This is a genomic window from Actinoplanes awajinensis subsp. mycoplanecinus (assembly GCF_001509495.1).
Classification (GTDB): Bacteria; Actinomycetota; Actinomycetes; order Mycobacteriales; family Micromonosporaceae; genus Actinoplanes; species Actinoplanes palleronii.
In genome coordinates this window covers 11,460-35,143 of sequence record NZ_LLZH01000353.1, presented here as the reverse complement: position 1 = coordinate 35,143, position 23,684 = coordinate 11,460, and the positions used below count along the sequence as shown (strand labels likewise).

Genomic DNA, 23,684 nt, shown 5'->3' with positions numbered 1-23,684 from the left:
CCGCGGCCCCAACATCGACCGCACCACCTACCAAGCCACCACCGAGATCAACGTCCTGATCTTGACAGAAGCCACCCAGCCCTAACTGAACGGCGTTGGGGCTAGATCCTCAGTGGCGGCCCCTGCCGAGCCGCAGGATGAGCAGGTTGGGGTCGTTCTGGGTGGTGTAGGCGGCGCTCGGCACGTACGCCGTGCCGCCGCGGAGCAGGACGGACGTGGGGTTGGACAGGCCGTCGGCGGCGGTCAGCACCGTGCTGACCGGCCTGCCGCCGCCGGCGAGGACCACCTTGTTCTCAGTGACGAGGCCGGCGAGGACCTGGTCGCCGTGGCCGGTGAAGGCGAAGTCGTCGATACCGGCCAGCCCGGAGGCGACCGTCGTGAAGACCCCGGCCGTGCGGCCGCTCACCGGCGTACGCAACAGGGTTCCCTGATCCAAGTTGGACACGTAGAGGTGGCCGTCGCGGACCTTGGCGCCGTTGACACCGAAGAAGCCGGTCGGCGCGAGCGCCGCGTCGGTGCTGAAGACCTCCACGCGGCCCGTGGCCGTGACGGCGTAGACGGCGCCCTTCGCCGAGTCGGTCACGTAGAGCGTGCCGGTCCGGCCGTCCCGGGCGAGGCCGTTGGGCAGGCCGTCGGCGGGCAGGTCGGCGAGCTTGCGGGGCGGGTTGCCCTCGGTGAACGTCCAGACGCCGGTCTCCTTCGCGGACCCGGTCGCGTAGAGCACGTAGAAGGTGCGGCCGTCGCGCACCAGGCCGGTGGTCAGCGGGAAACCGAGCAGCGGCGTCACGGCCGCCGGGTCGGTCGGGGCGGGCAGCGTGGCCAGCACCCGTACCTTTCCGTGGTTGTCGATCCGCGCGACCTGCCGCGCGCCGGCGAACGTGACGTCGACGCCGCCGTCGCGATCCGCGACGATGTTCTCCGGCATCTGCCCGGCCGCGAGGTCGAAGTGGACCACGGTGGTGGCGCCGGAAACCGGCAGGGCCGGGGCGGCGCTCGCCGCCATCGGCGCGAACGCTCCGGAGGCCAGGACGGCCGCGACCAGCAGTGCGCGGGTGATTCTCGGGTGCTTCATGCCGAGAAGCATGGGGCGGGGAAGAGCCGCTAACCACACCTGCTCGGGGGTACCCCTGGCAGGCACAGGCTCCGGGTCAGCCGGGCTGGTCGATCCGGTCGAGCCAGCGGTCGAGCAGGGCCGTCTCCGCCGGTTCGAGCCGATCAGTTCCGGTCAGGGCGAGCTGGGAACGGAGCTGTCGGGCGGCGGCGCGGACCGGATCCGGGCCGCTCGGCGCGGCGGGATCGGCCAGGACGGCGGCGAAGACGGCATCGCGGGCCGTGTGTGACAGCGCCGGATCGCCGAACAGCGCGGGCTGGGCGATCCGGCTGAGAGCCACGCCGATGTTGACCGGCAGGATCAGCTGGGCCGCCGACTGCGGCGTGGTGGCGAGGGCTCCGCGAGCGGCACAGCGCAGCAGGGTGCTCTCCAGCAGGTCCAGGATGCGCCGGTAGGCCGTCGCGGCCGACTGCGGGCGCGGGGCGAACATCAACCGGTAGAGAGCGGGATTCTCGGCGGCGAAGGCCATGTGGTCGTCCCAGCCGGCATACAGGTCGGCGACCGGGTCGCCGGTGGCCTCGAGCCCGGCCTTGCGCTGGGCGTACCGGTCGAAGCCGGCATCGGCGACCGCGTCGAGCAGGCCGCGCTTGTCGCCGAACAACCGGTACAGCACCGGCTGGCTGACCCCGGCCTCCTCGCTCACCGCCCGGGTGGCGATGTCGCCGTCCACGGACGCGGCGAGCTGCCGCTCGGCGGCCTCGACGAGCGCCGTCCGGACGCTCGTGTCGTCGGCCGGACCGGCGGTGCCACGTCGGCGGCGGGACCGTCCGGGGTCTTCCTCGTCGCTCATGAATCAATGCTACGTCACATCGCTAGCAACGATCCGAGCGCCGTGCTACGTTCGTCATATCGGCGATACGCAAACCCGCTATCGCCACTATTGATCTTGGAGGGCACTCATGGCAGAGCACCGAGTCGCCGTCGTCACCGGCGCTTCCCGTGGCATCGGCCGCGCCATCGCCACCTCCCTCGCCGCGGCCGGCCAGGCCGTCGTCGTGGGCTATGCCGGCAACGAGGTCGCGGCGAAGCAGGTCGTCGACGAGATCACCGCCGCCGGCGGGCAGGCCGTCGCGGCCCAGGCCGACGTCGCCGACGAGGACGCCGTGGCGGCCCTGTTCGACACCGCCACGCGGACGTTCGGCGGCGTCGACGTCGTCGTCAACTCCGCCGGCCGGATGGCGCTGTCCCCGATCGCCGAGCTGGACCTGGACGACCTCGACGCCATGCACCGCACCAACATCCGGGGCACCTTCGTCGTGGCGCGCGAGGCGGCCCGCCGGCTGCGCCCGGGCGGCGCGGTCGTGCTGCTGTCCACCTCGGTCGTCGGCCTGCAGTTCCCCGGCTACGGCGGGTACGCCGCCAGTAAGGGCGCCGTCGAGGCGATGACCCTGGTCCTGGCGCGGGAGCTGCGCGGCCGGGACATCACCGTCAACGCCGTCGCGCCCGGGCCGACCGCCACCGACCTGTTCCTCGAGGGCAAGGACGAGGCGACCATCGAGCACCTGGCCAAACAACCCCCGCTGGAGCGGCTCGGCACCCCGGCCGACATCGCCGCGGTCGTCGCGTTCCTGGCCGGGCCGGGCGGACGCTGGGTCAACGGCCAGGTCGTCCGCGCCAACGGCGGGATCATCTGATGGCCGTCGTGCTCGTCACCGGCGCCTCCAGCGGCTTCGGCAAGCTGACCGCGGAGGCTCTGGCCCGAGCCGGGCACACCGTCGTCGCCGGTATGCGCGCCACCGCAGGCCGCAACGCTCCGGCAGTCGCGGCGTTCGACCAGCTCGCGGCCGCGGAGATCCTGGCGGTCTCGGCGGTCGACCTGGACGTCCAGTCGCAGCCCTCCGCCGACGCGGCCGTCGCCGCGATCGTCGAGCGCCACACCCGCCTCGACGTGGTCGTGCACAACGCCGGCCACATGGTCCTCGGGCCGGCCGAGGCGTTCACCCCCGAGCAGCTCACCGACGTCTACGACGTCAACGTGGTCGGCACCCAGCGGGTCAACCGGGCCGCCCTGCCGGTGCTGCGCGAGCAGGGCTCCGGGCTGCTCGTCTGGGTCGGCAGTTCCTCCACCCGCGGGGGCCACCCGCCCTTCCTCGCACCGTATTTCGCGGCCAAGGCGGCGATGGACGCCCTGGCCGAGAGCTACGCGGCCGAGCTGATCCGGTTCGGGATCGGCACCACCATCGTGGTCCCCGGCGCCTTCACCTCGGGCACCAACCACTTCCTGCACGCCGGCCACCCGGCCGATCGGGAGCGGGAGACCGCCTACGAACCCCTCTACGGCGTGCTCCGCGCCGAGATCGACCAGCGGCTGGCCGCCCTGATCCCGCCGGACGCCGACGTGCAGTCGGTGGCCGACGAGATCGTCCGGGTCATCGGCCTGCCCGCCTCTTCGCGGCCGTTCCGCACCCACGTGGACCCGAGCCAGGACGGCAGCGAGGTGGTCTCGGCCGTCGCGGACCGTATCCGCGGCGAGTTCTACCACCGCCTCGGCATCGAGGATCTGTTGACGTCATCGTCCGTACCAAAGGAGAAATGACCATGCCATTCGCCAACCTGAAGGTTCCCGCGGACACCTTGACCCCGGAGTCGAAGAAGAAGCTCATCGACGCCGTCACCGACGCCTACGCCGAGGTGTACGGCGAACGCGCCCGCGCGACCACCTTGGTCCTGGTCGACGAGGTCGCCGAAGGCGGCTGGGGCCTGGGCGGCAACGTCCTGACCGCGGAGATGCTCGGCCGCAGCTGACCCCGCATCGCTGGCATCTCACGGACGACGATCCCCGAGGGCGCCGTCGTGCAGGACATCCGGCAGCCCCGCTCGGACCGTCAACCGAAGATCCCCAACTTCCAGTTGGTCCAGTAAACCGAGAAACCCCTAGGCGCGGTTGGGGTCGCCCGACCGGCTGATGGAAGGAGCCGTTGCGCGGATCCAATATGGTTTTCTCACGACCAGAATGGTCCGCGCGGCGGAGCCAGACATCCGCCCCCATGGATGGTGGAGTGCCCCGAATGAACGGCTGGCAGCTGTCCGGCTACACGCCTGTTCGCCCGCTCGGCGCCGGTGCGTCGGGCAGCGTCGTCCTCGCCACCCACGACGCGACCGGCACCCCGGTCGCGATCAAGTACCTGATCCGCGATCTCGGCGACGACGCCTCGTTCCGGGCCGCTTTCCGGCGCGAGGCGCAGCTGCTCGCGGAGATCGACGATCCGTACGTGTCCCGGCTCTACGAGTACGTCGAGTCGGCCGACGGCGCGGCGATCGTGATGGAGCTGGTCAACGGGGTGTCGCTGCGGCACATGCTGCGCGAGCACGGCCCGACCGGCCCTGAGGCGGCGCTCTGCGTACTGAAAGGTTCTCTCTCCGGGCTGGCCGCGGCGCACGCCCACGGTGTCGTGCACCGCGACTACAAGCCGGAGAACGTGCTGGTGAACGAGGACGGGCTGAGCAAGCTCGCCGACTTCGGCATCGCCGCGCCGGTCGGTCAGGGCGCTGACACCGTCGTCTCCGGCACACCCCGCTACATGGCCCCCGAGCAGTGGACGGGCGCGCCGGCGACACCCGCCTGCGACATCTACGCCGCCACCGCGACGTTCTTCGAGTGCCTGACCGGCAAGCCGCCGTACGACGGGCCGAACGTGTTCGCCCTGCACGACCAGCACGCCAACGCGCCCATCCCGACCGACCCGGCGCCGGCCCCGGTGCACGACCTGCTCCGGCACGGCATGGCCAAGCAGCCCGCCGACCGTCCGCAGCACGCGCTCGCCTTCCTCGACGACCTGGAGCGGGTGGCCGGCACGGCGTACGGTCCGGACTGGGAGGACCGCGGAGTGCGTGAGCTGGCACGCCGGGCCGCCCTGCTCGCCCTGCTGTGGCCGTTCCCCGACGGCAGCGGGGGCGCGACCAGCCTCGCCACGACCTCGCTCGCCGACGACACGCCGGGCCGTTCCCTCGGTTCTTCCGGCGTACGCAAGAAGACCGTGCTGGCCGGCGGCGCCCTCGTCGCGGTCCTGTTGATCGGTCTGGCGGGATACCAGTACGCCGCCGCAGCTGACGAGACCCCGGCCCTCGCGGGTGGCCAGGCCGCCCCGGTCGCCGCGGACCCGGTGGTGGCCGCGGCGCCCAGCGTGATCCCCTCGCCGACCACCGCGACCTCGGACAGCACGGTGCCACCGACAGTCACCACCAGCCCGGCCTCGTCCACCTCGCCCACCGTCGAAGCCACCACCGCGCCCACGCCCACCAAGCCCACGCCCACCAAGCCCTCACCGAGCCCGTCGACCAGCACCTCGCCGACTCCCCCACCGGACACCACCGCCCCCACCGTGGGGACGGTCAGCGCGCGCGGGACGTCCCTGGAGGCGGAGAACTGCCAGTACGGCACCCGCACGAGCACCATCGCGGTGACCGTCACCGACGATGAGAGCGGCCCGGGCGAGTTGAAGGTCAGCTTCGCCTACACCCTGGGCGGCAGCACCTCGACCGTGGCGATGGACTCGGTGGGCAAGGGCATCTTCCGGGGAACGCTCGGCCCGCTGCCGATGCCGAGGTCGGCCACCCGCGTCCCGGTCTCCGCGGTCGCCGTCGACGCGGCCGGCAACTCGGCCCGGTCGGCGTCGCCGACCTATGTCACCCTCACCAACATCTGCACCCCCGGTTAGGAGCACGCCATGCCCACTGCACAGCAGCAGGTGCCGGCGCGGGGACGGCAGGCGTGACCCGCCCGGACGGACCCTTCGACGACCGGACGCCACCTGTCGATCCCTGGGCGACCGTCGACCGCCCGGTCCCCACGGTGTACCTGGGCGACCCGGACGCGACCGCCAGCTTCAGCGGCTCCAACCGCACCACCCGGTTGCCCGCACCGGACCCGGGCCCTCAGGTCAGCCCGTCCGCTTCGACCGTCCATCTCCCGGCCGATGACAATCCGACGGTACGAGCAGCCGGCGAATTGCGGTTCGGACCGGGCGTGCCGGTGGCCCCACAGCCCACCCCGGCCTGGCCGGCCGCCGCCCCCGCCAAACGGCCCCGCCCGGTGTGGCGCCGGCTGGTGTCGGTGCTCTCCAGCCTGCTGACCCTGGCACTGGTCGTGGTGGCCGGGTTCTACCTCTGGCAGCGGCTGCGGCCCCTGGAGGTGGAGAGCGTCACGGTGGCCGTACCCCGTCCCGCCGGCACCCGCTGCAACGTCACCGTCGACGTGGTCGCCACCGTGCACACCAACGGCCGGAGCGGCGTGCTCCGCTACCAGTGGTTCCGCACGGACGCGGAGCCCGGCACCATGCTCACCGAGCAGATCGGCACCGGCCAGCGCACCGCCGCGCTCACGCTCCACTGGACCTTCGACGGCACCGGCAGAACCACCGAGACCGCCACGCTGAACCTCATCGAGCCGTCACCGATCCAGGCCGGCACGAAGGTCGCCTACAACTGCCGCCGCGGCTGACCGCGCGCGGCGCACGAAGCCGACCGATCGGGATCAGTCCAGCTTCGGCGCCTCGTAGAGGTCGCGGGCCGACAGGTCCGTGACGGTGCCGCCGTCCTTGAGCCGCAGGGTGATGGTTGTCGGGCGGGTCTCCTCCGCCGCCTCGGGATACCAGGCGAGGAAGTAACGGTCGCGGACCGTGGCCCGGACCGTCGTCCCGTCCGGCCGGGTGACGTCGACACCGGTCACGTCGGCGCCGAGGTGGCCCGCCATCAGCCGGGCGTACCCCTCGCTGGTCTTGAGCTGGCCCCAGGCCTGCAGCTCGACACCCTTGCCGCCGAGCTGGGCGTCGGGGACCGGTGACTCGAAGGAGCTGCCCCAGTGCACCGAACCGGCCTTGTCGCGGAAGCAGGTGGCCGTCCACCGGCCCGTGGCCACGGTGACGTACTGATAGGCGCCGCGGGTCTCGCCGAGCACCTCGCGGGCCTGGTCCAGCTCGGCCTGGGTGTAACCCCAGTCCGGTGCCAGTTTCTGGGTCATGCAGTCGCGGCTGAGGGTCTCGGCCGCGCCGGCCGGCAGCGCGGCCGGGGTCGCGGTCCAGGAGGCGTACGCCGCCTCGTCACCCACACCCGGAACGATCAAGGCAGCGGCGGACACAGCAGCCGCAGCGACGCCGGCCACCGCCCACCGCCGCCAGTGGAGTGCGGGGCGGAGCGCGCTGGCCGGCGGCGCCTCGGCGGTCCGGGGACTGCTGACGATGCGCTCCAGCAGGGCCTGGGCGGAAACGTGATGCACCCGGCCCGCGGCGACGGGCTGGGCCGCGGCCCGCAACTGCTGGTCGAGCTTTCGGCTGTCGGTGCTGTTCATCGGATGGCTCCCGGATTCGTGGTGATGGAGGGGGAGGCGGCAGCGATGCCCCCGGAGTAGTGCTTGCGCAGGCGACGGCGGGCGCGCAGAAGTCGCAGGCTGAACGCGGTGCTGGAGATGCCGAGCACCGTGGCGGCCTGCGGACCGGTCAGCCCGTCCAGGACGGTCAGAGCGATGACCTGCTGATCGTCGTGGTTCAGTTGCTCCCACGCGCGGTTCAGGTCGATGCGGCTGGCGACGTCCGCCGGTTCGGCGATGCTGTCGGCCGCACCGGGTTCGCGAAGGATGCGCAGGGCGACCGCCTGCTGCCGGTGGTCGCTGCGGCGGCGGTTGCGCAGCGTGTGATGTGCGACCGTGAACAGCCAGGCGCGGGCCTGGTCCAGGTCGCGCGGGACGTCGTCGAGGCGACGCCAGGCGGTCAGGAAGACCTCCGCGACGATGTCCTCGGCGGCCAGCTGATGGGTGCGGCGCTCGACGAAGCCGAGCAGATCGTCGTAGGCCGCCTCGAACAGGGTTCGGAAGGTGGCCTCGTCATCGAGCGGGACTTCCCCTCGTTGATCGGCCACCACGAGCGCATTGGATCGGTTCACACCCCCTCATGTCCAGCGGGGCGACGATCACTACAGCCCTCCTGAATCCGATCCCGGACGTACGAGAAACCGAGGCAGCCCGGTCGCGGTCGCGAGGCGGTGACCGCATATCGATGGAACGGCGTGGAACGCCTTCGTGATGGGCCGGTACGCACCGGACCCCCGTCGGACGGCAGATGTCGATGATCTGCGCAGTGAAGGGATTCATGGCATGGGCCAACACCAGGAAGACTCCGCGGAGACCGGCCCGCAGCCGGACGGCCGTGGTCTCAGCCGGCGTCAGGTGCTCCGCGGCGCGGCCGCCATCGGTCCCGGGATCGTCCTGTCCTCGGGTCTGCTGGACGGTCTCGTGGCCACCGCCGCCGATGCCGCGGCACTTCCGGTGGCGGCACCCGTCCCGCCACCGATCACGTCCTGGGACAGGACGGTTCAGCGGATGAGCTACGACAAGACCGCCGGCTATCAGTCGCTGATCGAAGGCGACGGAGAACCGCACCTGCTCCAGACCCCGATGCGGCGCACCCCGGGCCACGTGACGTTGCCGATCACGGCGTTCGTCCAGTTCACCGACCTGCACATCGTGGACGACCAGTCGCCCGCGCGGGTCGAGTTCCTGGACCGCTACGCGAACTCCGGCGCACCGCACTTCGGCACCTACCCGTTCGACTCGGCGTACCGGCCGCACGAATTCCTGTCGACGCATCTCACGCACGCCATGGTCAAGGCCATCCGGGGAATGACCAGCGGGCCGCGGACCAGGACTCCGCTCGGCTTCACCATCGTCACCGGGGACATGACGGACAACTGCCAGTACAACGAGACCCGCTGGTACATCGACCTGCTCGACGGCGGGCAGATGATCCGCCCCGACTCCGGTGCCATCGGCGTGGACGAGAGTGTCGGCTCCAACCTCGCCGGCGGGAATCCGAGCGGCTTCCACGACCCGGAGTTCTGGGCTCCCGCCACCACCGTGCCGGACAAGTACAAACAGCTCGGTTTTCCCGGCATCCCCGGCGTGCTCGCGGCGGCGCGTGCGCCGTACACGTCGATCGGCCTGGGCATGCCCTGGTATGCCGCATACGGCAACCACGACGGAGAGGTCCAGGGCAACGTGCCGCTGGACCCCGACTTCTTCTCGACGGAGAACCTTCAGCAGATCTGGACCGGCGACCCCCGGGACGTCGCGGTCGGCGGGGAGAAGATCGTCGACACCGCGGCCACGCTGCCGGCCCTCTACGACGACTTCGGGTTCACCGACAAGCTGGCCATCGCCCGGAACCTGATCAGGGTGAATGTCACCCCGGACGACGACCGCCGGTTGCTCGGCCAGCGCGCGTTCGTCCAGGAGCACTTCACCACCACCGGCACACCGGCCGGGCACGGGTTCACCGCCGGGCGGGGTGAGGCCCACTACAGCATCCCGTCGGCCGACTCCGACCTGGTCCAGTTCATCACGCTGAACACCGTGAACGTCAACGGCGGCGCGAGCGGGTCGATCACCGAGGCGCAGATGGACTGGCTCGAGACCCAGCTGCGGGCCAACAGCTCGACCTATCTCGTTCCCACCGTCCCGCCGCCGTCGATCACCATGCCGAAGGGCGGTACCCGCCCCGGTGACGACCTGATCATTCCCGGTCGGGGCCTCACCGACGGCGCGAGCTCGACGATCGTGAGCCAGCCCGGCGTACAAAATAAGCTCTTTGTGATTTTCTGCCATCACACCCTGGACACGATGGACAACGCGGACCAGCCGCCGAGGGGACGACCGGACCTGGTCGGCACGGTCCAGTGGACCGGCGACGCGCTGCGCCGGCTCCTGCTCGCCTACCCGAACGTGATCGCGCTGGTGACCGGGCACACCCACCGCAACGACATCAAGCCCTATCCCCGGCTGGGGCAGGCGCTCAACGGCGGGTTCTGGGAGATCGGCACCGCGTCGCACATCGACTGGCCGATCCAGAGCCGCATCATCGAGATCGCCGCGAGCCCGGAGGCCCAGCAGGCGGGCGAGTTCGGCGGCGCGGCCGGACCGGCCACGATCTCGATCTTCACCACCATGGTCGACCTGGACGCGCCGCTGGCACACGGCGCGGACCTCAACGATCCGATCCAGCTCGCCGCCCTGGGACGGGAACTGGCCACCAACGACCCGCACGAGGTCGGCGCCGAGGGCGACAACCGCGCCATCACCCGCCGGATGGGACGGCTCGAGGACCGCAACACCCAGCTCCTGCTACCGGCGCCCTTCCCGCTCAACGCACCCATTCCGGTCGGCTCCCCGATCGCGGCCGCCCGCAACCTGGACGGACGGCTGGAGCTTTTCGGGGTCGACGCCGCGGGCAACCTCTGGAACACCCATCAGCGCACCGTCAGCGGGGACCTGGTGGCCTGGACGAAGATCGGCCAGGGCTCCGGATGGCAGTCGGTCACCACGGCCGGCAACCGGGACGGGCGCATCGAGCTCTTCGCCGTCGACAGCTCGGGCGCCGTCACCCGCCGCTCGCAGACCGCGCCCAACAGCAGCACCTACACCTCGCCCCAACCGCTGGACGGCGTCGTCGCCACGGCGGCCGCGGCCACCGACCAATCCGGAAACCTGCATTTGTACGCCAACCTCAGCACCGGGCTCATCCAGCACCGCTGGCAGGACGCGCCCGACGGAGGCAGCTGGGGCAATCCCTGGACTCCGCTCGGTGGCGCGGTGACCCGGATGGCGGTCCGGACCGGCAGCGACGGGTGTGCCGTCCTGGTCGGGATCACCGAGGACGGCCAGCTCGTCCAGCGCAAGATGAACCACCCGAACGCCCGGACCGAGGAGGAATGGGGCCCGGTGCTCCCGTTGGACGGTCTGTTCGAGGCCGTCGAGCTGGCCCTGAACATGGACGGGCGGCTCGCCCTCTTCGGCGTCGACGGCGACGGGCGGCTCCACCAGCGTTTCGAGACCACACCGCACAGCGGGAGCTGGGCACCGTGGAAGCTGCTGCCGACGAGGTTCCAGGGGCGGACCCTGCGGATCCGGCACGTCGCCGCGGAGAAGAACGGGGCGCACGGGCGGATGGAACTGCACGCGGTCGATGACAGCGGGATGCTCTACCGCTGCAAGCAGAGCGTCCCCAGCAGCAGCGACTGGGGTGGGGACTGGGGATTGCTGAACTTCCACCTGCGCCCCGCCCGCACCCTCACGGGATTGTGACCGCATGTCCACCGCCGTGGAGCCGGAATCGGCTCGGTGGGCTTCGAAGACGGGCCGATGTCCTGGCCGTCAGGAGGCGAGGGCGTAGGTGGCGTAGTGGTTGTCGCGGCGGCGGCCGTAGATGGTGAAGGTGTCGCGGATGGTGCGGGTGATGCTGGCGGTGCTGACGGTCGAGCCGGCAGTCCGGGCTTCGAGACGGACCGGGGCGGCGTGCAGGTCGGTGATGCCGGCTTCCTTCGCGGCGACGAACAACTCGAGGTCGAAGGCGAAGCGGCGCTCGCGCAGCCGGGGCAGGACCTCGGTGAGCACGTCCCGGCGGATGATCTTGCAGCCGGTCTGGGTGTCGCGGACGCCGAGGCCGAACATGGTGGTGACCAGGGTCGAGTAGCTGATCGAGATGAGCTTGCGCAGGCGGGTGGCGGCGCTGACCGAGTGGGTGTGGCGCTTGTCGGCGTAGACGACCGCGTGGCCGCCGGCGCGGGCGATGAGCAGGTAGTCGACCAGGTGCTGGGGGTCGATGTCGCCGTCGGCGTCGATGAACCCGATCCAGGCGCCGGTGGCGGCGGCGAAGCCCTGGTGCAGGGCCGCGCCCTTGCCCTGGTTGATCGGGTTGTCGATGACGGTGACCTCGGCCAGGCCGGTGAGGGTGGCCGCGGAACCGTCGGTGGAGCCGTCGGAGACCGCGATGACCTCGAACGCGACGCCGGCCTGACGCAGGCAGGTGACCAGGCGTTCGACGGTGGGGCGCAGCGCCGGTCCGGGGTTGTAGAACGGCACGACCACGGTCAGCTCGACACCGGTCTGGCGGGCGGCGGGGGCGGTGGCGAGTGCGGTGGCGTTCATGCCCCACCAGATCGGCGGGTCACCTCAAGGCAACCTCTGGCCGCCGTCAAACCCGGTGCAAGAAACCCGCCGGCCCGGAAATGTTCAGCCGCGAACCGGACATCCTTCCGCAGACCACCGTCTGGTTTCCCGGTGTCCGGCTCGACGGTGCTGACCTGGACCGGGACCTCGGAGCCGGAGAACCGTACGCGAGGCGATTTCGCTGCCGCCGACAGCTATTCGGCCAACGCCGGGTAGTCCGTGTAGCCCTCGTGGTCCCCGCCGTACGCCTTGGTGTAGTCCGGGGTGTTGAACGGGCCGCCGGCTCGCAGGCGCTCGACGAGGTCGGGGTTGGCCAGGAAGAGGGCGCCGTAGGAGACGAGATCGGTCGCCCCGGTCTCGATCAGCTTGAGCGCCTCCGGCCCGGTGAAGGCCTCCGGGGTGTACGGGTTGAGGATCAGTGTGCCAGTCCACCGCGCACGCAGCTCGGCGGTGAACTCGGCGTCCGGCCCTTCGCCGATGTGCAGGTAGGCCAGGCCGAGCGGGTTGAGCTCGTCGACCAGCGCCCGGTAGGTCGCCCGGTGGTCGTCCTCGACGATGTCGTTGAACGGGTTGGACGGGGAGATCCGCAGGCCGAGGCGGTCGGCCCCGATCGCCGTGGCCACCGAGCGGGCGACCTCGACGGTGAGCCGGATGCGCCCGGAGACCGTCGCGCCCCACTCGTCGTCGCGCTGGTTGGCGTTCGTCGACAGGAACTGGTGCAACAGGTAGCCGTTGGCCCCGTGCAGCTCGACGCCGTCGAACCCGGCCGCGATCGCGTTGCTCGCGGCCGCGGTGTAATCGGCGATCGTCCGGGCGATGCCCGCCGCGTCCAAGGGCTCGGGGGTCACGAAGTCGCGCGGCCCCTGTGGCGTGTACGCCTGGCCGGCCGCCCGGACCGCCGACGCGCCGACCGGCACGAGGGTGCCGTCCGTCGCGTAAAGGTCGGGGTGGCCGATCCGGCCGGTGTGCATGAGCTGGGCGAAGATCAGGCCGCCGCGCTCGTGGACGGCCGCGGTGACCTGCCGCCAGGCGGCTACCTGCTCGGCGCTGTGCAGGCCGGGCGTGGTCACGTAGCCCTGGCCGACGGCGGACGGCTGAATGCCCTCGGTGACGATGAGGCCGGCACCGGCCCGCTGGCCGTAGTAGGTCGCCATCAGCGCGGTGGGGCTGGCGCCGTCCCCGTACGCCCGACTGCGGGTCATCGGGGCCATGACCACCCGGTTGCGGGCGGTGAAGCGACCGACACGGATCGGCTCGAATGCAGTGCTCATGACTAGCCTCCGTCAATTTACCTGTCGTAGACAGGTAGATACTCGCTCGCCGCGACAGGTACCTGCCAGCACTCGTGAGCGGCATCACTTGTCCAGGGCAGGTAAAGTGGCGGCATGAGCGAGGCACCGCGGGCGGCGGCCGCCGGACCGATCAGCCACACGATCTTCCGGCTGGCCCGGAGCCATTCCCTGCTGGCCGGCCGGTTGCTCCGCGAGGTCGGGCTGAACCCGGGCCAGGAGATGATCCTGTTCCTGCTGTGGGACCGCGGGCCGATGCGGCTGACGGGGATCGCCGACGAGCTCGGCTTCGGCGACTCGGCCGGCACCACCCGCAAGATCCAGCGCCTCGAACGGGCCGGCTACGTGCGCCGGGTGCCCGATCCCGCCGACGGCCGGGCCACGCTGGTCGAGCCGACCGCGGCCGGCAACAGCGTCCGCGCCCGCATCGAGCAGATCTGGGCCGAGCTGGAACACCTCACCGTCGCCGGCCTGACCCCGGCCGAGCAGGCCACCACGCTCGCACAGCTGCACCGCCTCGAAGAGAACGTCGCGAAGGCCTGAACCGACTCGGTCGGAATGTCACGGTGACAAGGCTGTTCAGCTTCCCGCCGGCGCCTTCGAGGTGTTCGTAGCGGGCTGAGGTCCAGGACCAGCCCCGCCATCGACAACCTTATTTACCGTAAGGCTTGACAGCGCCGGGTCAGAACCGAGTAAGTTACAAGCGAGTTAAGCACAACAGCGATCGACGCCAATGGCAGCGCACGCCCTTCTCGCCTATTACATCACTGCTGAGCTGCACAGACTCTGGCGAGTCAGCGATCGATCACCATCCCGTGACGATCCATCCGGGCGCCCCATCGAGACGCACTCAACCGTCGAATCCGAGGCCTCGCTTACGCGCCCTCCCCCACCATCCCCGTTCGAAAGGCATTTCCACGATGTCGAAGCACCGAAGAGTGTTCGCCCTGATAGCCGCCGGCGCGACCGCGGTCCTGGGCGCCGGGATCATCGTCGGCCAGGGCACCGCCTCCGCCGCGACGCCGCCCGCGCCGACCGGCGTCACCCGGGCCGACGTGATCACCTACCTCAAGAGCCTCACCGGCAAGAACACCCTCTCCGGCCAGCAGGGTGGTTCCACCGGCAACCCGGCCCAGTGGGTCGCCAAGGTGCACGACATCACCGGCCAGTACCCCGGCCTGTTCGGCGGTGACTTCGGGTTCAGCCAGAACGACATCAGCAGCCGCCAGACGATGATCAACCAGGTCAAGACCGAGTGGGCCAACGGCACGCTCAGCTCGATCACCATGCACGCGTGCCGGCCCGACGTGGCGACGTGCGACTTCGAGGGCGGCGCGAATCCGGTGAAGGGCAGCAAGCTGTCCGCCGCGGAATGGACGCAGGTCGTCACGAGCGGCACCTCGCTGAACAACGCCTACAAGGCGAAACTGGACCAGTTCGTCCCGTACTTCCAGCAGCTCAAGGACGCCGGTATCCCGGTGATGTTCCGGCCGCTGCACGAGCTGAACGAGGGCTGGGCCTGGTGGGGCGGCAACGCGAACGCCGCCGCCGGCAGCGCCAAGCTGTTCCAGGTCACCCACGACTACCTGGAGTCCAAGAACCTGAACAACCTCATCTACGTGTGGGCGCCGAAGGACGTCGCGGGCGGCGCGTCGAGCGTCCGGAGCTACTACCCGGGTGACGCGTACGTCGACGTCGTCGCGCTGGACGTCTGGGTGGGCAAGTTCCCGTCCACCGACTGGTACAACGCGCTGTCCGCCATCGCCGGCGGCACCAAGCCGATGGCGCTGGCCGAGGTCGGCAGTGTGCCCCAGCCCAGCCAGATGAACAGCCAGCCCAAGTGGGTCTTCTGGAGCGTCTGGATGGACTGGCTGACGATGCCGGACTACAACTCCACCGCCTCGATCCAGGCCGGCTACTACGACGCCCGCACGCTCAACCAGGGCGAGGTCCACATCCCCACCGGCAACCAGCCGACGACGCCGCCCACCGGCACCAGAACCGGTGCGATCACCGGCCTCGGCGGCAAGTGCGTCGACGTCGCCGCCGCCGGCACCGCCAACGGCACCGCCGTCCAGCTCTACGACTGCAACGGCTCCACCGCGCAACAGTGGACGGTCGGCACCGACGGCACGCTCCGGTCGCTGGGCAAGTGCCTCGACGTCACCGGGCAGGGCACCGCCAACGGCAGCCTGATCCAGCTCTGGGACTGCAACGGCTCCGGCGCCCAGCAGTGGGTCGCGCAGAGCAGCGGCCACCTGCGCAACCCGCAGTCCGGCCGCGACCTCGACGTCCCCGGCGGCAGCACCGCCAACGGCACCCGCCTGCAGATCTGGGACACCAACACCAACGCCTGGCAGGTCTGGCACCTCCCGGCCTGACCACGCTCCGATACGCTCGTCCTGGGTCGCCGCGACCCGCGATCCAGGACGAGCGAAAGCGACCCCACCGAGCGTGAAGAGAGCCACGATCGCGGACATCGCCCGCCTGGCCGGCGTGTCGAAGAGCCAGGTTTCGTACGCGGTGAACGGCCGCCCCGGCGTCGCGGAACCGACCCGGCAACGGATCCTCGCCATCGCCGAGGAGGCGGGCTTCCGGGCGAACAGCTCCGCGCGTGCCCTGGCCGGCGGGCCGTCCCGGGTTGTCGGGCTCGCCCTGCGGCGACCGGCGCAGACCCTCGCGGTCGAGCCGTTCTTCATGGAGCTGGTCGGTGGCCTGGAGGCCGAGCTGTCCGCCCACGGGTTCACGCTGCTGCTGCAGATGGTCGCCGACGAGCGCGCGGAAACCGCCCTCTACCAGCAGTGGGCCGGCGACCGCCGGGTCGACGGCGTGCTCATCTGCGACACCCGCGTCGACGACGGGCGACCGGCCCTGGTCACCGGGCTCGCCCTGCCTGCGGTCGTGATCGGGCCACCCGTCCCGGGCGGGTCACCACCCAGCGTCTGGTCCGACGACGCCCGGCCGATGACCGAGGCCGTGGAATACCTCGCCGCCCTCGGCCACCGGCGGATCGCCCGGATCGCCGGGCTGCGCGAGCTCGCGCACACCGCGGTCCGCACCGCGGCGTTCGAGCGGATCTGCGCCGAGCGCGGGCTCACCGAGACCGTGCTGCGGTGGACCGACTACACCGCCGAGAGCGGCGCCGACGCCACCCGCGAGCTGCTCTCCACCGCGCGACGGCCCACCGCCCTGATCTACGACAACGACATCATGGCGGTCGCCGGGCTGGCCGTGGCGCAGGAGCTGGGCCTCGCCGTACCGATGGATCTGTCCGTGATCGCCTGGGACGACTCGCCGATCTGCGCGCTCGTGCACCCCACGCTGACCGCGCTCGCCCACGACATCGGTGCCTACGGCGCCCAGGCCGCCCGCCGGCTGCTGGGCCTGCTGGCCGGCCAGCCGATCACCACCGGCCCGGCCGAGCCCGCGCACCTCGTCCCGCGCGGCAGCACCGCGCCGCCACCGGCCGGTTGACCGCCTGCCGGTGGTTACGATGAGGCGCTGACGGCGCACGCCGGCGGAAACAGGGTGCAGATCCGGGGAGAGGCATGGTCCGGCCGGCCACGATGACCGATATCGCCCAGCGCGCCGGTGTGTCCCGCGTGGCCGTCTCGTACGCGCTCAACGACCGCCCCGGCGTGTCGGACGAGCTGCGGGCCCGGATCAAGCAGATCGCCCTGGATCTCGGTTTCACCGCCAGCATCTCCGCCCGGGCCATCCACGGCGCGGCCGCCCACGCCATCGGCCTGGTGATGCGCCGGCCCACCCCGGAGCTGAGCGCCGAGGTCTTCCGGCGGGAGCTGATCAGTGGCATCCAGGCCACCCTGGCCGCCGAGGGCTACGGCCTGGCCCTGCAGTTCGCGGACACCCCCGACCAGGAAGTGGCCATCTACCAGGGCTGGGACGCGGAGCGCCGGGTCGACGGCGTCCTGCTCTTCGACCACCGGGTCGACGACCCCCGGCTGCCGGTGCTGTCCACCCTGGACCTGCCGGTGGTGGTGATGGCACCGCCGGAAGCCGACTATCCGGCCTTCAGCTACGTGTGGTCCGACGAGGCCCCCGCCGCCACGCAGCTCGTCGACCACCTGCGCGACCGCGGGCACCGCCGCTTCGCCCGGGTCAGCGGCCCGGAGTCGTTGCTGCACACCCAGCGCCGCACCACGGCGATCGCCGTGGCCGCCGAGGCCGCCGGGCTGACCTGGACCACCGTGGCCGCCGACTACACCGGCTCCGCGGGCGCGCGCGCCACCCGCCGGCTGCTCAGCGCCCGGGAGCGCCCGACCGCCGTCGTCTTCGACAACGACCTGATGGCCGTGGCCGCCCTGAGCGTGGCCCGGGAGATGGGCCTGGACGTCCCCGGGCAACTCTCGATCATCGCCGGGGAGGACTCCGTCCTCTGCCGCACCGTCCGGCCGGCGGTGACCGTCCTGCGGCGCGACATCGTCGGCTACGGACGCACCTGCACCGCGACCCTGCTGTCGCACATCGCCGGCGGCGAAGCGTCGAGCCGGCAACTCCCGGACGCGACGCTGGTCCTGCGGGGGTCGACGAGTTGACATCCTCTCCGGCTTCGACCCTCATCATGATCTCGCCGTTCCGGCGAGCCCTCTCCCCGCCGGAGACCCCATTGGTACGACAGACCCGCAGGGGTACGACGCGATCCACTCGCCGTCACACCGACCTACGGTGATCTCGCCCGATCGGCAGGACGAGCCGGAACAGCGCGCCGCCCGGCCAGCCGGTGTCCACCTCCAGGCGGCCGCCGTGACCGCCGGTGATGGTGGCGGCGATGGCCAGCCCGAGGCCGGAACCGCCGAGGTCCCGGGAACGGGACGGGTCGACCCGGTAGAAGCGTTCGAAGACCCGCGCCGCCGCCTCGGGGGTGAGCCCGGGGCCGTGGTCGGCGACCTCCACCACGGCGATCGGAGTGCCCGGTGCCAGCGGCGGCTGGCAGCTGACCCGGCCCGGTGCCTCGGCACCGCCGTCCTGGGTGCCGGCCACGGCGGCGCGCACGCAGACCCGCACCGCGGTGCCCAGCCCGGTATGGCGCAGCGCGTTGGTCAGCAGGTTCACCACGACCTGCTGCAGGCGGTCGGCGTCGCCGTGGGCGTGCACCGGCTCGGTGGCCACCAGGCGCACCTGATGGCCCCGGCCGTGCGGTGCGGTGGAGGCGATCGCGTCGGTGGCCAGTTCCAGCAGGTCCACCTCGGTGAACCGGTAGGCGGGCTCACGATCCAGCCGGGCGAGCAGCAGCAGGCCGCCGATGAGCCGGCTCATCCGCTGCGCGTCACGGGCGATGAGCCGGTCCGCCTCGGCGCGCTCGTGCGGATCCCGGTCCGGGGAGCGCAGGGCGAGCTGGGCGAATCCCAGGATGGTGGTCAACGGTGTCCGCAGTTCGTGGCCGGCATCCGCGACGAAGCGGCGTAGCCGTTCCTCGGACGCCCGGGTGCGCTGCAGGGCGGTCTCCAGCCGGTCGAGCATCGTGTTGAGCACCACGCCGAGCCGGCCGGCCTCGGAGCGCGGATCGGTGTCCGGGAGCCGGCGGCTCAGGTCGTGGGCGGTGATGTCGCTCGCCGTGCGCTGCATCCGGGTCAACGGCCGCAACCCGACCCGGACCACGAGCCGCCCGAGCACCACCACCGCGGTCAGCCCGGCGGCCAGCAGCACCGCGTCGATCCCGAGCAGCTTGCCGGTGGCGCCCTCGACCGCGTTCAACGGCAGGGCGACCACGAAGACGTCGCCCTCGGGGCCGGCCCGGACGCTGACCCGCCAGTTCCCGGTCCCGGTCGCGGCGGGCACCGTGTACGGCGCCCGGCCGGCCGGCGGCAGGTCCGAACCGGCCGCCGGCAGCGCGGGGCCGGGCAGCGATCGGTCGCCGATGGGCGCGCCTGGCCGGCCGCCGGCGTAGACCACCACCCGGAAATCCGACGGCAGAGTGATCCCCGCGTCGACCGGCGGCCCGGGCATCTTGCGGGTCGGCACCGGAAAACCGGTCAGCTGCTCGTCGACCCGGTTCAGGAGCCAGGAATGCAGAACGATCAACCCGGCGGCCTGGGTTCCGAGCATCACGGCGGCGGCCAGTACGGCGATACCCCAGATCAGCCGCCCGCGCAGCGACCGCGGTCCGAGCGTCACGGCGATGCTGCCGGGCCGCGCAGGCAGTAGCCGAACCCGCGCACCGTGTGGATCAGCGGTGGATCGAAGCAGTCGATCTTCTGGCGCAGGTAGCGGATGTACACCTCCACGATCTTCACGGCGCCGTCGAAGTCCGGCCCCCACACCGACTCCATGATCTGGTACTTGCTGATCACCTGGCCCGGATGGCGCATCAGGAACGTCAGCAGCCGGAACTCGGTGGAGGTCAACCAGACGTCCTGCCCGGCACGCTGCACCCGGTGGCCCTGCTCGTCGAGGATGAGATCCGCGAACCGCAGCTGTCCGCCGGCGGTCACCTCCCCGCGACCGGGATACGACCGGCGCAGCAGGGCCCGGATCCGCAGCAGGAGTTCGTCGACGTTGAACGGCTTGGTGACGTAGTCGTCGCCACCGGCCCGGAACGCGGTGACCCGGTCCTCCGGCTCGCCGAGGCCGGTGAGGAACAGCGCGGGCACGGTCCGGCCCTCGTCGCGCAGGGTACGGACCACCGCCACGCCGTCCACGTCCGGCAGCAGCACGTCCACCAGCAGCAGGTGCGGCTCCCGGTGGCGGACGCTGCGCAAGGCGTCCAGGCCACCGGGAACGCTGTCGGCGACGTACCCGGCCAGGCGCAGGGTCGCCCCGAGCAGCAGGCGGATGCCGGGGTCGTCCTCGACGACCAGAATCCGGGTGACGTCGCCGCGGTTCATGACTGTCCGGTGGGGCGCGACGCGCAGTCGTACAGGATGGAACCGTCCTGCTCGCCGCCGTAGTCGCCGGCCGGGACCACGGCGCAGGTGGCGGTCAGCCACGCGGAGCGCTGCTGGGCCGGCCCGGCGTCCGTCCCGGGCATCTCCCGGCCGCCCATGCCACGTCCCATGGCAGTGCCCAACACGTAGCGCAGCTCACCGGCGCCGACCCACTTCTGCAGCTGGGTGAGCGAGGGAGCATCGTCCATCCCGCTGAAACCGCCCATCCCGATGACCGTGGCGTCGCTGTCGAGGATGTACGCGGAGGCGGCCATCGCGCCGCCCTCGATCGCGAGCTTGATCCGCGCGTCGCCGGATCCGTCGACCGCGAAGTCGAGGATCGCCCGCTGTGGGGCGGTCAGGCCCTGGCTGCCGCCGAATCCCCCGGGCATCCGGCCTCCGCCGCCCGGGAAACCGACGCCGCCCGGCAGGTCCGCGGGCCCGGCGCCGCCCGGCATGTCCGGGAGGCCGGCGGCACCGGGCTGATCCGGGAGGCCGGCCGGGGTGTCCGCGTCACCGGCGCCGCTGGGTGGCGTACCGAAGTCCGGTGAACCATCCGGACGCCCGGCCATCCCGCCGGGACCACCGGATCCCCCACGCCCGAAGGGCACCGACGCCGGACCGGCGGTCGGATTGGTACCGCCCATCGCACTCGACGACCAGGTCACCGACGCCGCCGCGAACCCCGGGGCCAGCAGGATCGCGGCCAGCGCGGCAGTCACCGCGGCCGGCAGCATCCGCCGGTGCAACACCGCCGCCGCCAGCAGGAGCACGGCGAGCACGGCCAGCGCCGCGACCGTCCAGCGCAGCCAGCTGTACCAGGACGGGGACCGGGACAGCACCACGACCGCCCAGCTCACCGAGCCGGCAACGGTGACCGCGACGACCGGCAGGACCCAGCGGGCGCCCGCCCGGTGCGCCCGCCACAGCGTCACCGCCAGACCACCGCACAGCGCGCCGGCCGCCGGCGCCAGCTGAGTGGTGTAGTACGGGTGGAAGATCCCCTGCTGGGTGCTGAACACCGCGCCGCAGACCAGCAGCCACCCACCCCAGAGCAGCCAGCCGGAGACCGCGAGCGGTGCTCCCGCCGAGACCACTCCCCGGCGGTGCAGCACCCCGACGACCACCGCCACCAGCAGGGCAACGGCGCAGGCCGGCAGCAGCCAGCTGATCTGCGCGGCCACCTGCTCGTTGAACAGCCGGCCCCAGCCGGCCGCTCCCCCGAACGAGATCCCGCCGGGCATGCCACCCATCCCGCCGCTGCCGGACTCGCCGAACACCCGGCCCAGGCCGTTGTATCCGACGACCAGGTCCCAGGCGCCGCCGTCGGTGCTGCCGCCGATGTACGGCCGGTCCCCCGGCCACACCGCCACCAGCGCGACCCACCACAGTGACGAGGCCACCAGCACCGCGCCGGCGACCAGCAGCCGCCGGATCCGCGCCCACCAGCTCCCGGTCGCGCCGAACAGCCAGGCCAGCGCGAACGCGGGCACCACCATCCAGGCGGCGAGCATCTTGGTCAGGAAGCCCACCCCGACCAGGAACCCGCACAGGCACAGCCATCGCAGTGAGCCGTCCGGCAGGGCGCGGGTCAGGGCGTACGCGGCGGCGACCAGCACCAGGAGGAGCAGGGTGTCCGGGTTGTTGTCCCGGTCGATGGCCACCGTGATCGGGGTCAGGGTGAGCACAGCCGCCGCGATCAGGCCGGCGCCCGGGCCCGCCCAGCGGCGCACCACCAGGTAGAGCAGCCAGACGGTGAGGACACCCTCGATCGCCTGGGGCAGTACCAGGGCCCACCCGTGCAGGCCGAACAGCTTCGTGCTGAGCACCTGCGGCCACAACGCGGCCGGGGGCTTGTCCACGGTGACGACCCCGGCCGGGTCGAATGCTCCGAACAGGAAGTTCGTCCAGGTCGTACCCATGGATTTGACCGCGGCCGAGTAGTAGCTGTTGGCCCAGCCGAGCGAACCGAGCGCCCAGCCGTGCAGGATGGCCGCGACCAGCAGGATGCCGCCGATCGGCGCGTGCCTGCGGAGCAGGGCAGGGTTCACCCCGCGGCTCGCCGGAGCCTGATCGCCGCTTTCCTCGAGAACGCTCACGCGGCGGCCCGCCGGAATACGAACGAGCGCAGCACGACGAACCGCACCACTGTCACCGCCAGCGAGGCGACGATCAGCACCACGGTCTCGGCGCCGATCGAGGCACCCGGCTCCCACGCCCGGAAGGCCAGCACCGCCCCGGAGGTGACCAGGTAGCCGACCAGGAAGAGCAGTCCGGCGCCGAGATGCGCACGCCCCGGCGGGGTCGCGGCGGCACGGAAGGTCAGCCGCCGGCTCGCCTCGGTGTTCAGGACGGTCAGCACCACGAGCGAGACGAACGTCGCCGCGGCCGGTGGCCACCACAGCCGCAACAGCCAGTAGAGCAGTGCCTGCCCGGCGGTCGAGACCGCCCCGATCGCGGCGAAGCAACCCAGCTCCCAGCGCAACCGATCCCGGCCGGCGGCCGGCGCCAGCACGGCCTCTGGATGCTGGGCGGCGGGCTCGGGACGGGCCGGGATCGCGACGCGCGCCGCGCCGGATCGCTTGAGCTGCCGCATGCGCCACAGCCCGCGCAGGTCCTCGCGCGCGGTGCGCAGCACGTCGACCCGGGTGTCGACGTCCTCCACCCAGTCCACCGGTACCTCGTGAATGCGCAGCCCGTTGAATTCGGCCAGCAACAGCAGTTCGGTGTCGAAGAACCAGGCGTCGTCCTGCGTCGTGGTCAGCAGCGGCCGCAGGGCCTCGGTGCGCCCGGCTTTGAAACCGCACTGCGCGTCGCTGAACCGGGCGCCGTGGGTGAGCCGGATCAGAGCGTTGTAGCAGCGCGAGATCAGTTCCCGGCGCGGCCCCCGGACGGTACGGGCCCCGGGTGCGAGCCGGCTGCCGATGGCCAGGTCGGAGTGCCCGCTGGCGAGCGGGGCGAGCAGTGGCAGCAGCCCGTCCAGCCCGGTCGACAGGTCCACGTCCATGTACGCGACGATGGCGGCGTCGCTGGTCCCCCACACCTCGCGCAGCGCCCGCCCGCGCCCCTTGCGGTCCAGGTGCACCACGGCGACGTTCGGCAGCTGGGCCGCGAGCTCGCGCGCGACGGCGAGGGTCCGGTCGGTGCTCGCGTTGTCGGCGATCGTGATCCGCCAGGGGAACGGCAGCTCGTCACGGAGCCGGGCATGCAGCGTCGCGATGCAGCCGGGCAGCGCCCGCTCCTCGTTGAACACCGGAACGACGATCTCCACCGTCGGCGCCTGCGCCTCGTCCACGCCGCGCTCGGCGAACAACACCCCGCGCGCGGCGATGGGGGACGGGTCTACGGACATGTGGCGGCCTCTTTCGGGTCGGCGGACGGGACGACACCGCAGACCCTGGCCAACCCGGCACCAAATTCGCCTAGAGCAACCTGAAAGCTTCGTAAAACGGACGTATCGCGATGAT

The 23,684-nt window shown here is 71.8% G+C and carries 20 protein-coding genes; 10 read left to right on the top strand and 10 right to left on the bottom strand.

The features are described 5' to 3' along the window. Window positions 1-109: 109 nt before the first annotated feature. Together ADL15_RS50840 and ADL15_RS50835 are read right to left on the bottom strand one after the other, a co-directional pair. Complete coding sequence (locus ADL15_RS50840; RefSeq protein ID WP_067708839.1) at window positions 110-1,072, bottom strand: hypothetical protein; 963 nt, start codon at window positions 1,070-1,072, stop codon at window positions 110-112. Window positions 1,073-1,148: 76 nt separating this feature from the next. After that, window positions 1,149-1,901 (bottom strand): TetR/AcrR family transcriptional regulator, encoded by a 753-nt coding sequence (locus ADL15_RS50835; protein ID WP_067708832.1) that lies wholly within the window; start codon window positions 1,899-1,901, stop codon window positions 1,149-1,151. Between the two features lie 109 nt (window positions 1,902-2,010). Between ADL15_RS50835 and ADL15_RS50830 the strand changes: the two genes are divergently transcribed. From ADL15_RS50830 to ADL15_RS50810, 5 genes are all read left to right on the top strand, one after another. After that, window positions 2,011-2,745: an SDR family oxidoreductase gene (locus tag ADL15_RS50830; RefSeq protein ID WP_067708829.1), complete on the top strand. Its 735-nt coding sequence runs from the start codon at window positions 2,011-2,013 to the stop codon at window positions 2,743-2,745. Next, complete coding sequence (locus tag ADL15_RS50825; RefSeq protein ID WP_067708826.1) at window positions 2,745-3,647, top strand: SDR family oxidoreductase; 903 nt, start codon at window positions 2,745-2,747, stop codon at window positions 3,645-3,647. The genes ADL15_RS50830 and ADL15_RS50825 overlap by 1 nt, the downstream gene beginning before the upstream one ends. 2 nt (window positions 3,648-3,649) lie before the next feature. After that, window positions 3,650-3,856, top strand: coding sequence for a 4-oxalocrotonate tautomerase family protein (locus ADL15_RS50820; RefSeq protein ID WP_067708838.1), 207 nt, complete (start codon window positions 3,650-3,652; stop codon window positions 3,854-3,856). Window positions 3,857-4,119: 263 nt separating this feature from the next. Next, window positions 4,120-5,769, top strand: coding sequence for a serine/threonine-protein kinase (locus ADL15_RS50815; protein WP_067708823.1), 1,650 nt, complete (start codon window positions 4,120-4,122; stop codon window positions 5,767-5,769). Between the two features lie 53 nt (window positions 5,770-5,822). Next, window positions 5,823-6,551, top strand: a complete 729-nt coding sequence (locus ADL15_RS50810; RefSeq protein WP_067708821.1) for a hypothetical protein — start codon at window positions 5,823-5,825, stop codon at window positions 6,549-6,551. Window positions 6,552-6,584: 33 nt separating this feature from the next. Here ADL15_RS50810 and ADL15_RS50805 read toward each other — a convergent pair whose 3' ends face one another. After that, a complete protein-coding gene (locus ADL15_RS50805) occupies window positions 6,585-7,397 on the bottom strand; it encodes a hypothetical protein (protein WP_067708819.1) in 813 nt (270 codons plus the stop codon). Further along, window positions 7,394-7,987 carry an RNA polymerase sigma factor gene (locus ADL15_RS50800; protein ID WP_232345140.1) on the bottom strand — a complete coding sequence of 198 codons (594 nt, stop codon included), beginning with the start codon at window positions 7,985-7,987 and terminating at the stop codon, window positions 7,394-7,396. Before ADL15_RS50800 ends, ADL15_RS50805 begins: the two co-directional genes overlap by 4 nt. 211 nt (window positions 7,988-8,198) lie before the next feature. On the opposite strand from ADL15_RS50800, the gene ADL15_RS50795 reads away from it, so the two are divergent. After that, complete coding sequence (locus tag ADL15_RS50795; protein WP_067708814.1) at window positions 8,199-11,180, top strand: TIGR03767 family metallophosphoesterase; 2,982 nt, start codon at window positions 8,199-8,201, stop codon at window positions 11,178-11,180. Between the two features lie 69 nt (window positions 11,181-11,249). On the opposite strand, the gene ADL15_RS50790 is transcribed toward ADL15_RS50795, so the two are convergent. Both ADL15_RS50790 and ADL15_RS50785 read right to left on the bottom strand, forming a co-directional pair. After that, window positions 11,250-12,023: a glycosyltransferase family 2 protein gene (locus ADL15_RS50790; RefSeq protein WP_067708812.1), complete on the bottom strand. Its 774-nt coding sequence runs from the start codon at window positions 12,021-12,023 to the stop codon at window positions 11,250-11,252. Between the two features lie 215 nt (window positions 12,024-12,238). Beyond that, complete coding sequence (locus ADL15_RS50785; RefSeq protein ID WP_067708810.1) at window positions 12,239-13,315, bottom strand: alkene reductase; 1,077 nt, start codon at window positions 13,313-13,315, stop codon at window positions 12,239-12,241. 114 nt (window positions 13,316-13,429) lie between these two features. Here ADL15_RS50785 and ADL15_RS50780 point away from each other — a divergent pair, with 114 nt between their 5' ends. The 4 genes from ADL15_RS50780 (at window position 13,430) to ADL15_RS50765 (ending at window position 17,889) form a co-directional block, all read left to right on the top strand. Beyond that, on the top strand, window positions 13,430-13,876 hold the full coding sequence (locus tag ADL15_RS50780; RefSeq protein ID WP_067708802.1) for a MarR family winged helix-turn-helix transcriptional regulator: 447 nt from the start codon (window positions 13,430-13,432) through the stop codon (window positions 13,874-13,876). Between the two features lie 395 nt (window positions 13,877-14,271). Beyond that, entirely contained in the window at window positions 14,272-15,714 is a 1,443-nt protein-coding gene (locus ADL15_RS56300; RefSeq protein WP_232345139.1) for a glycosyl hydrolase, read from the top strand. Between the two features lie 73 nt (window positions 15,715-15,787). Beyond that, complete coding sequence (locus ADL15_RS50770) at window positions 15,788-16,807, top strand: LacI family DNA-binding transcriptional regulator (protein WP_067708800.1); 1,020 nt, start codon at window positions 15,788-15,790, stop codon at window positions 16,805-16,807. A 74-nt stretch (window positions 16,808-16,881) separates the two neighbouring features. Then, window positions 16,882-17,889, top strand: a complete 1,008-nt coding sequence (locus tag ADL15_RS50765; protein ID WP_067708798.1) for a LacI family DNA-binding transcriptional regulator — start codon at window positions 16,882-16,884, stop codon at window positions 17,887-17,889. 115 nt (window positions 17,890-18,004) lie between these two features. Here ADL15_RS50765 and ADL15_RS50760 read toward each other — a convergent pair whose 3' ends face one another. Genes ADL15_RS50760 through ADL15_RS50745 form a run of 4 tightly spaced genes read right to left on the bottom strand, consistent with a single transcriptional unit; the run spans window position 18,005 to window position 23,569 of the window. Continuing rightward, window positions 18,005-19,468, bottom strand: a complete 1,464-nt coding sequence (locus ADL15_RS50760; RefSeq protein ID WP_067708795.1) for a sensor histidine kinase — start codon at window positions 19,466-19,468, stop codon at window positions 18,005-18,007. Continuing rightward, on the bottom strand, window positions 19,465-20,178 hold the full coding sequence (locus tag ADL15_RS50755) for a response regulator transcription factor (protein ID WP_067708792.1): 714 nt from the start codon (window positions 20,176-20,178) through the stop codon (window positions 19,465-19,467). The genes ADL15_RS50760 and ADL15_RS50755 overlap by 4 nt, the downstream gene beginning before the upstream one ends. Further along, window positions 20,175-22,268, bottom strand: coding sequence for an ArnT family glycosyltransferase (locus ADL15_RS50750; protein WP_198171375.1), 2,094 nt, complete (start codon window positions 22,266-22,268; stop codon window positions 20,175-20,177). The genes ADL15_RS50755 and ADL15_RS50750 overlap by 4 nt, the downstream gene beginning before the upstream one ends. Window positions 22,269-22,312: 44 nt before the next feature. Next, window positions 22,313-23,569: a glycosyltransferase gene (locus ADL15_RS50745; RefSeq protein WP_083972698.1), complete on the bottom strand. Its 1,257-nt coding sequence runs from the start codon at window positions 23,567-23,569 to the stop codon at window positions 22,313-22,315. Window positions 23,570-23,684 lie beyond the last annotated feature (115 nt).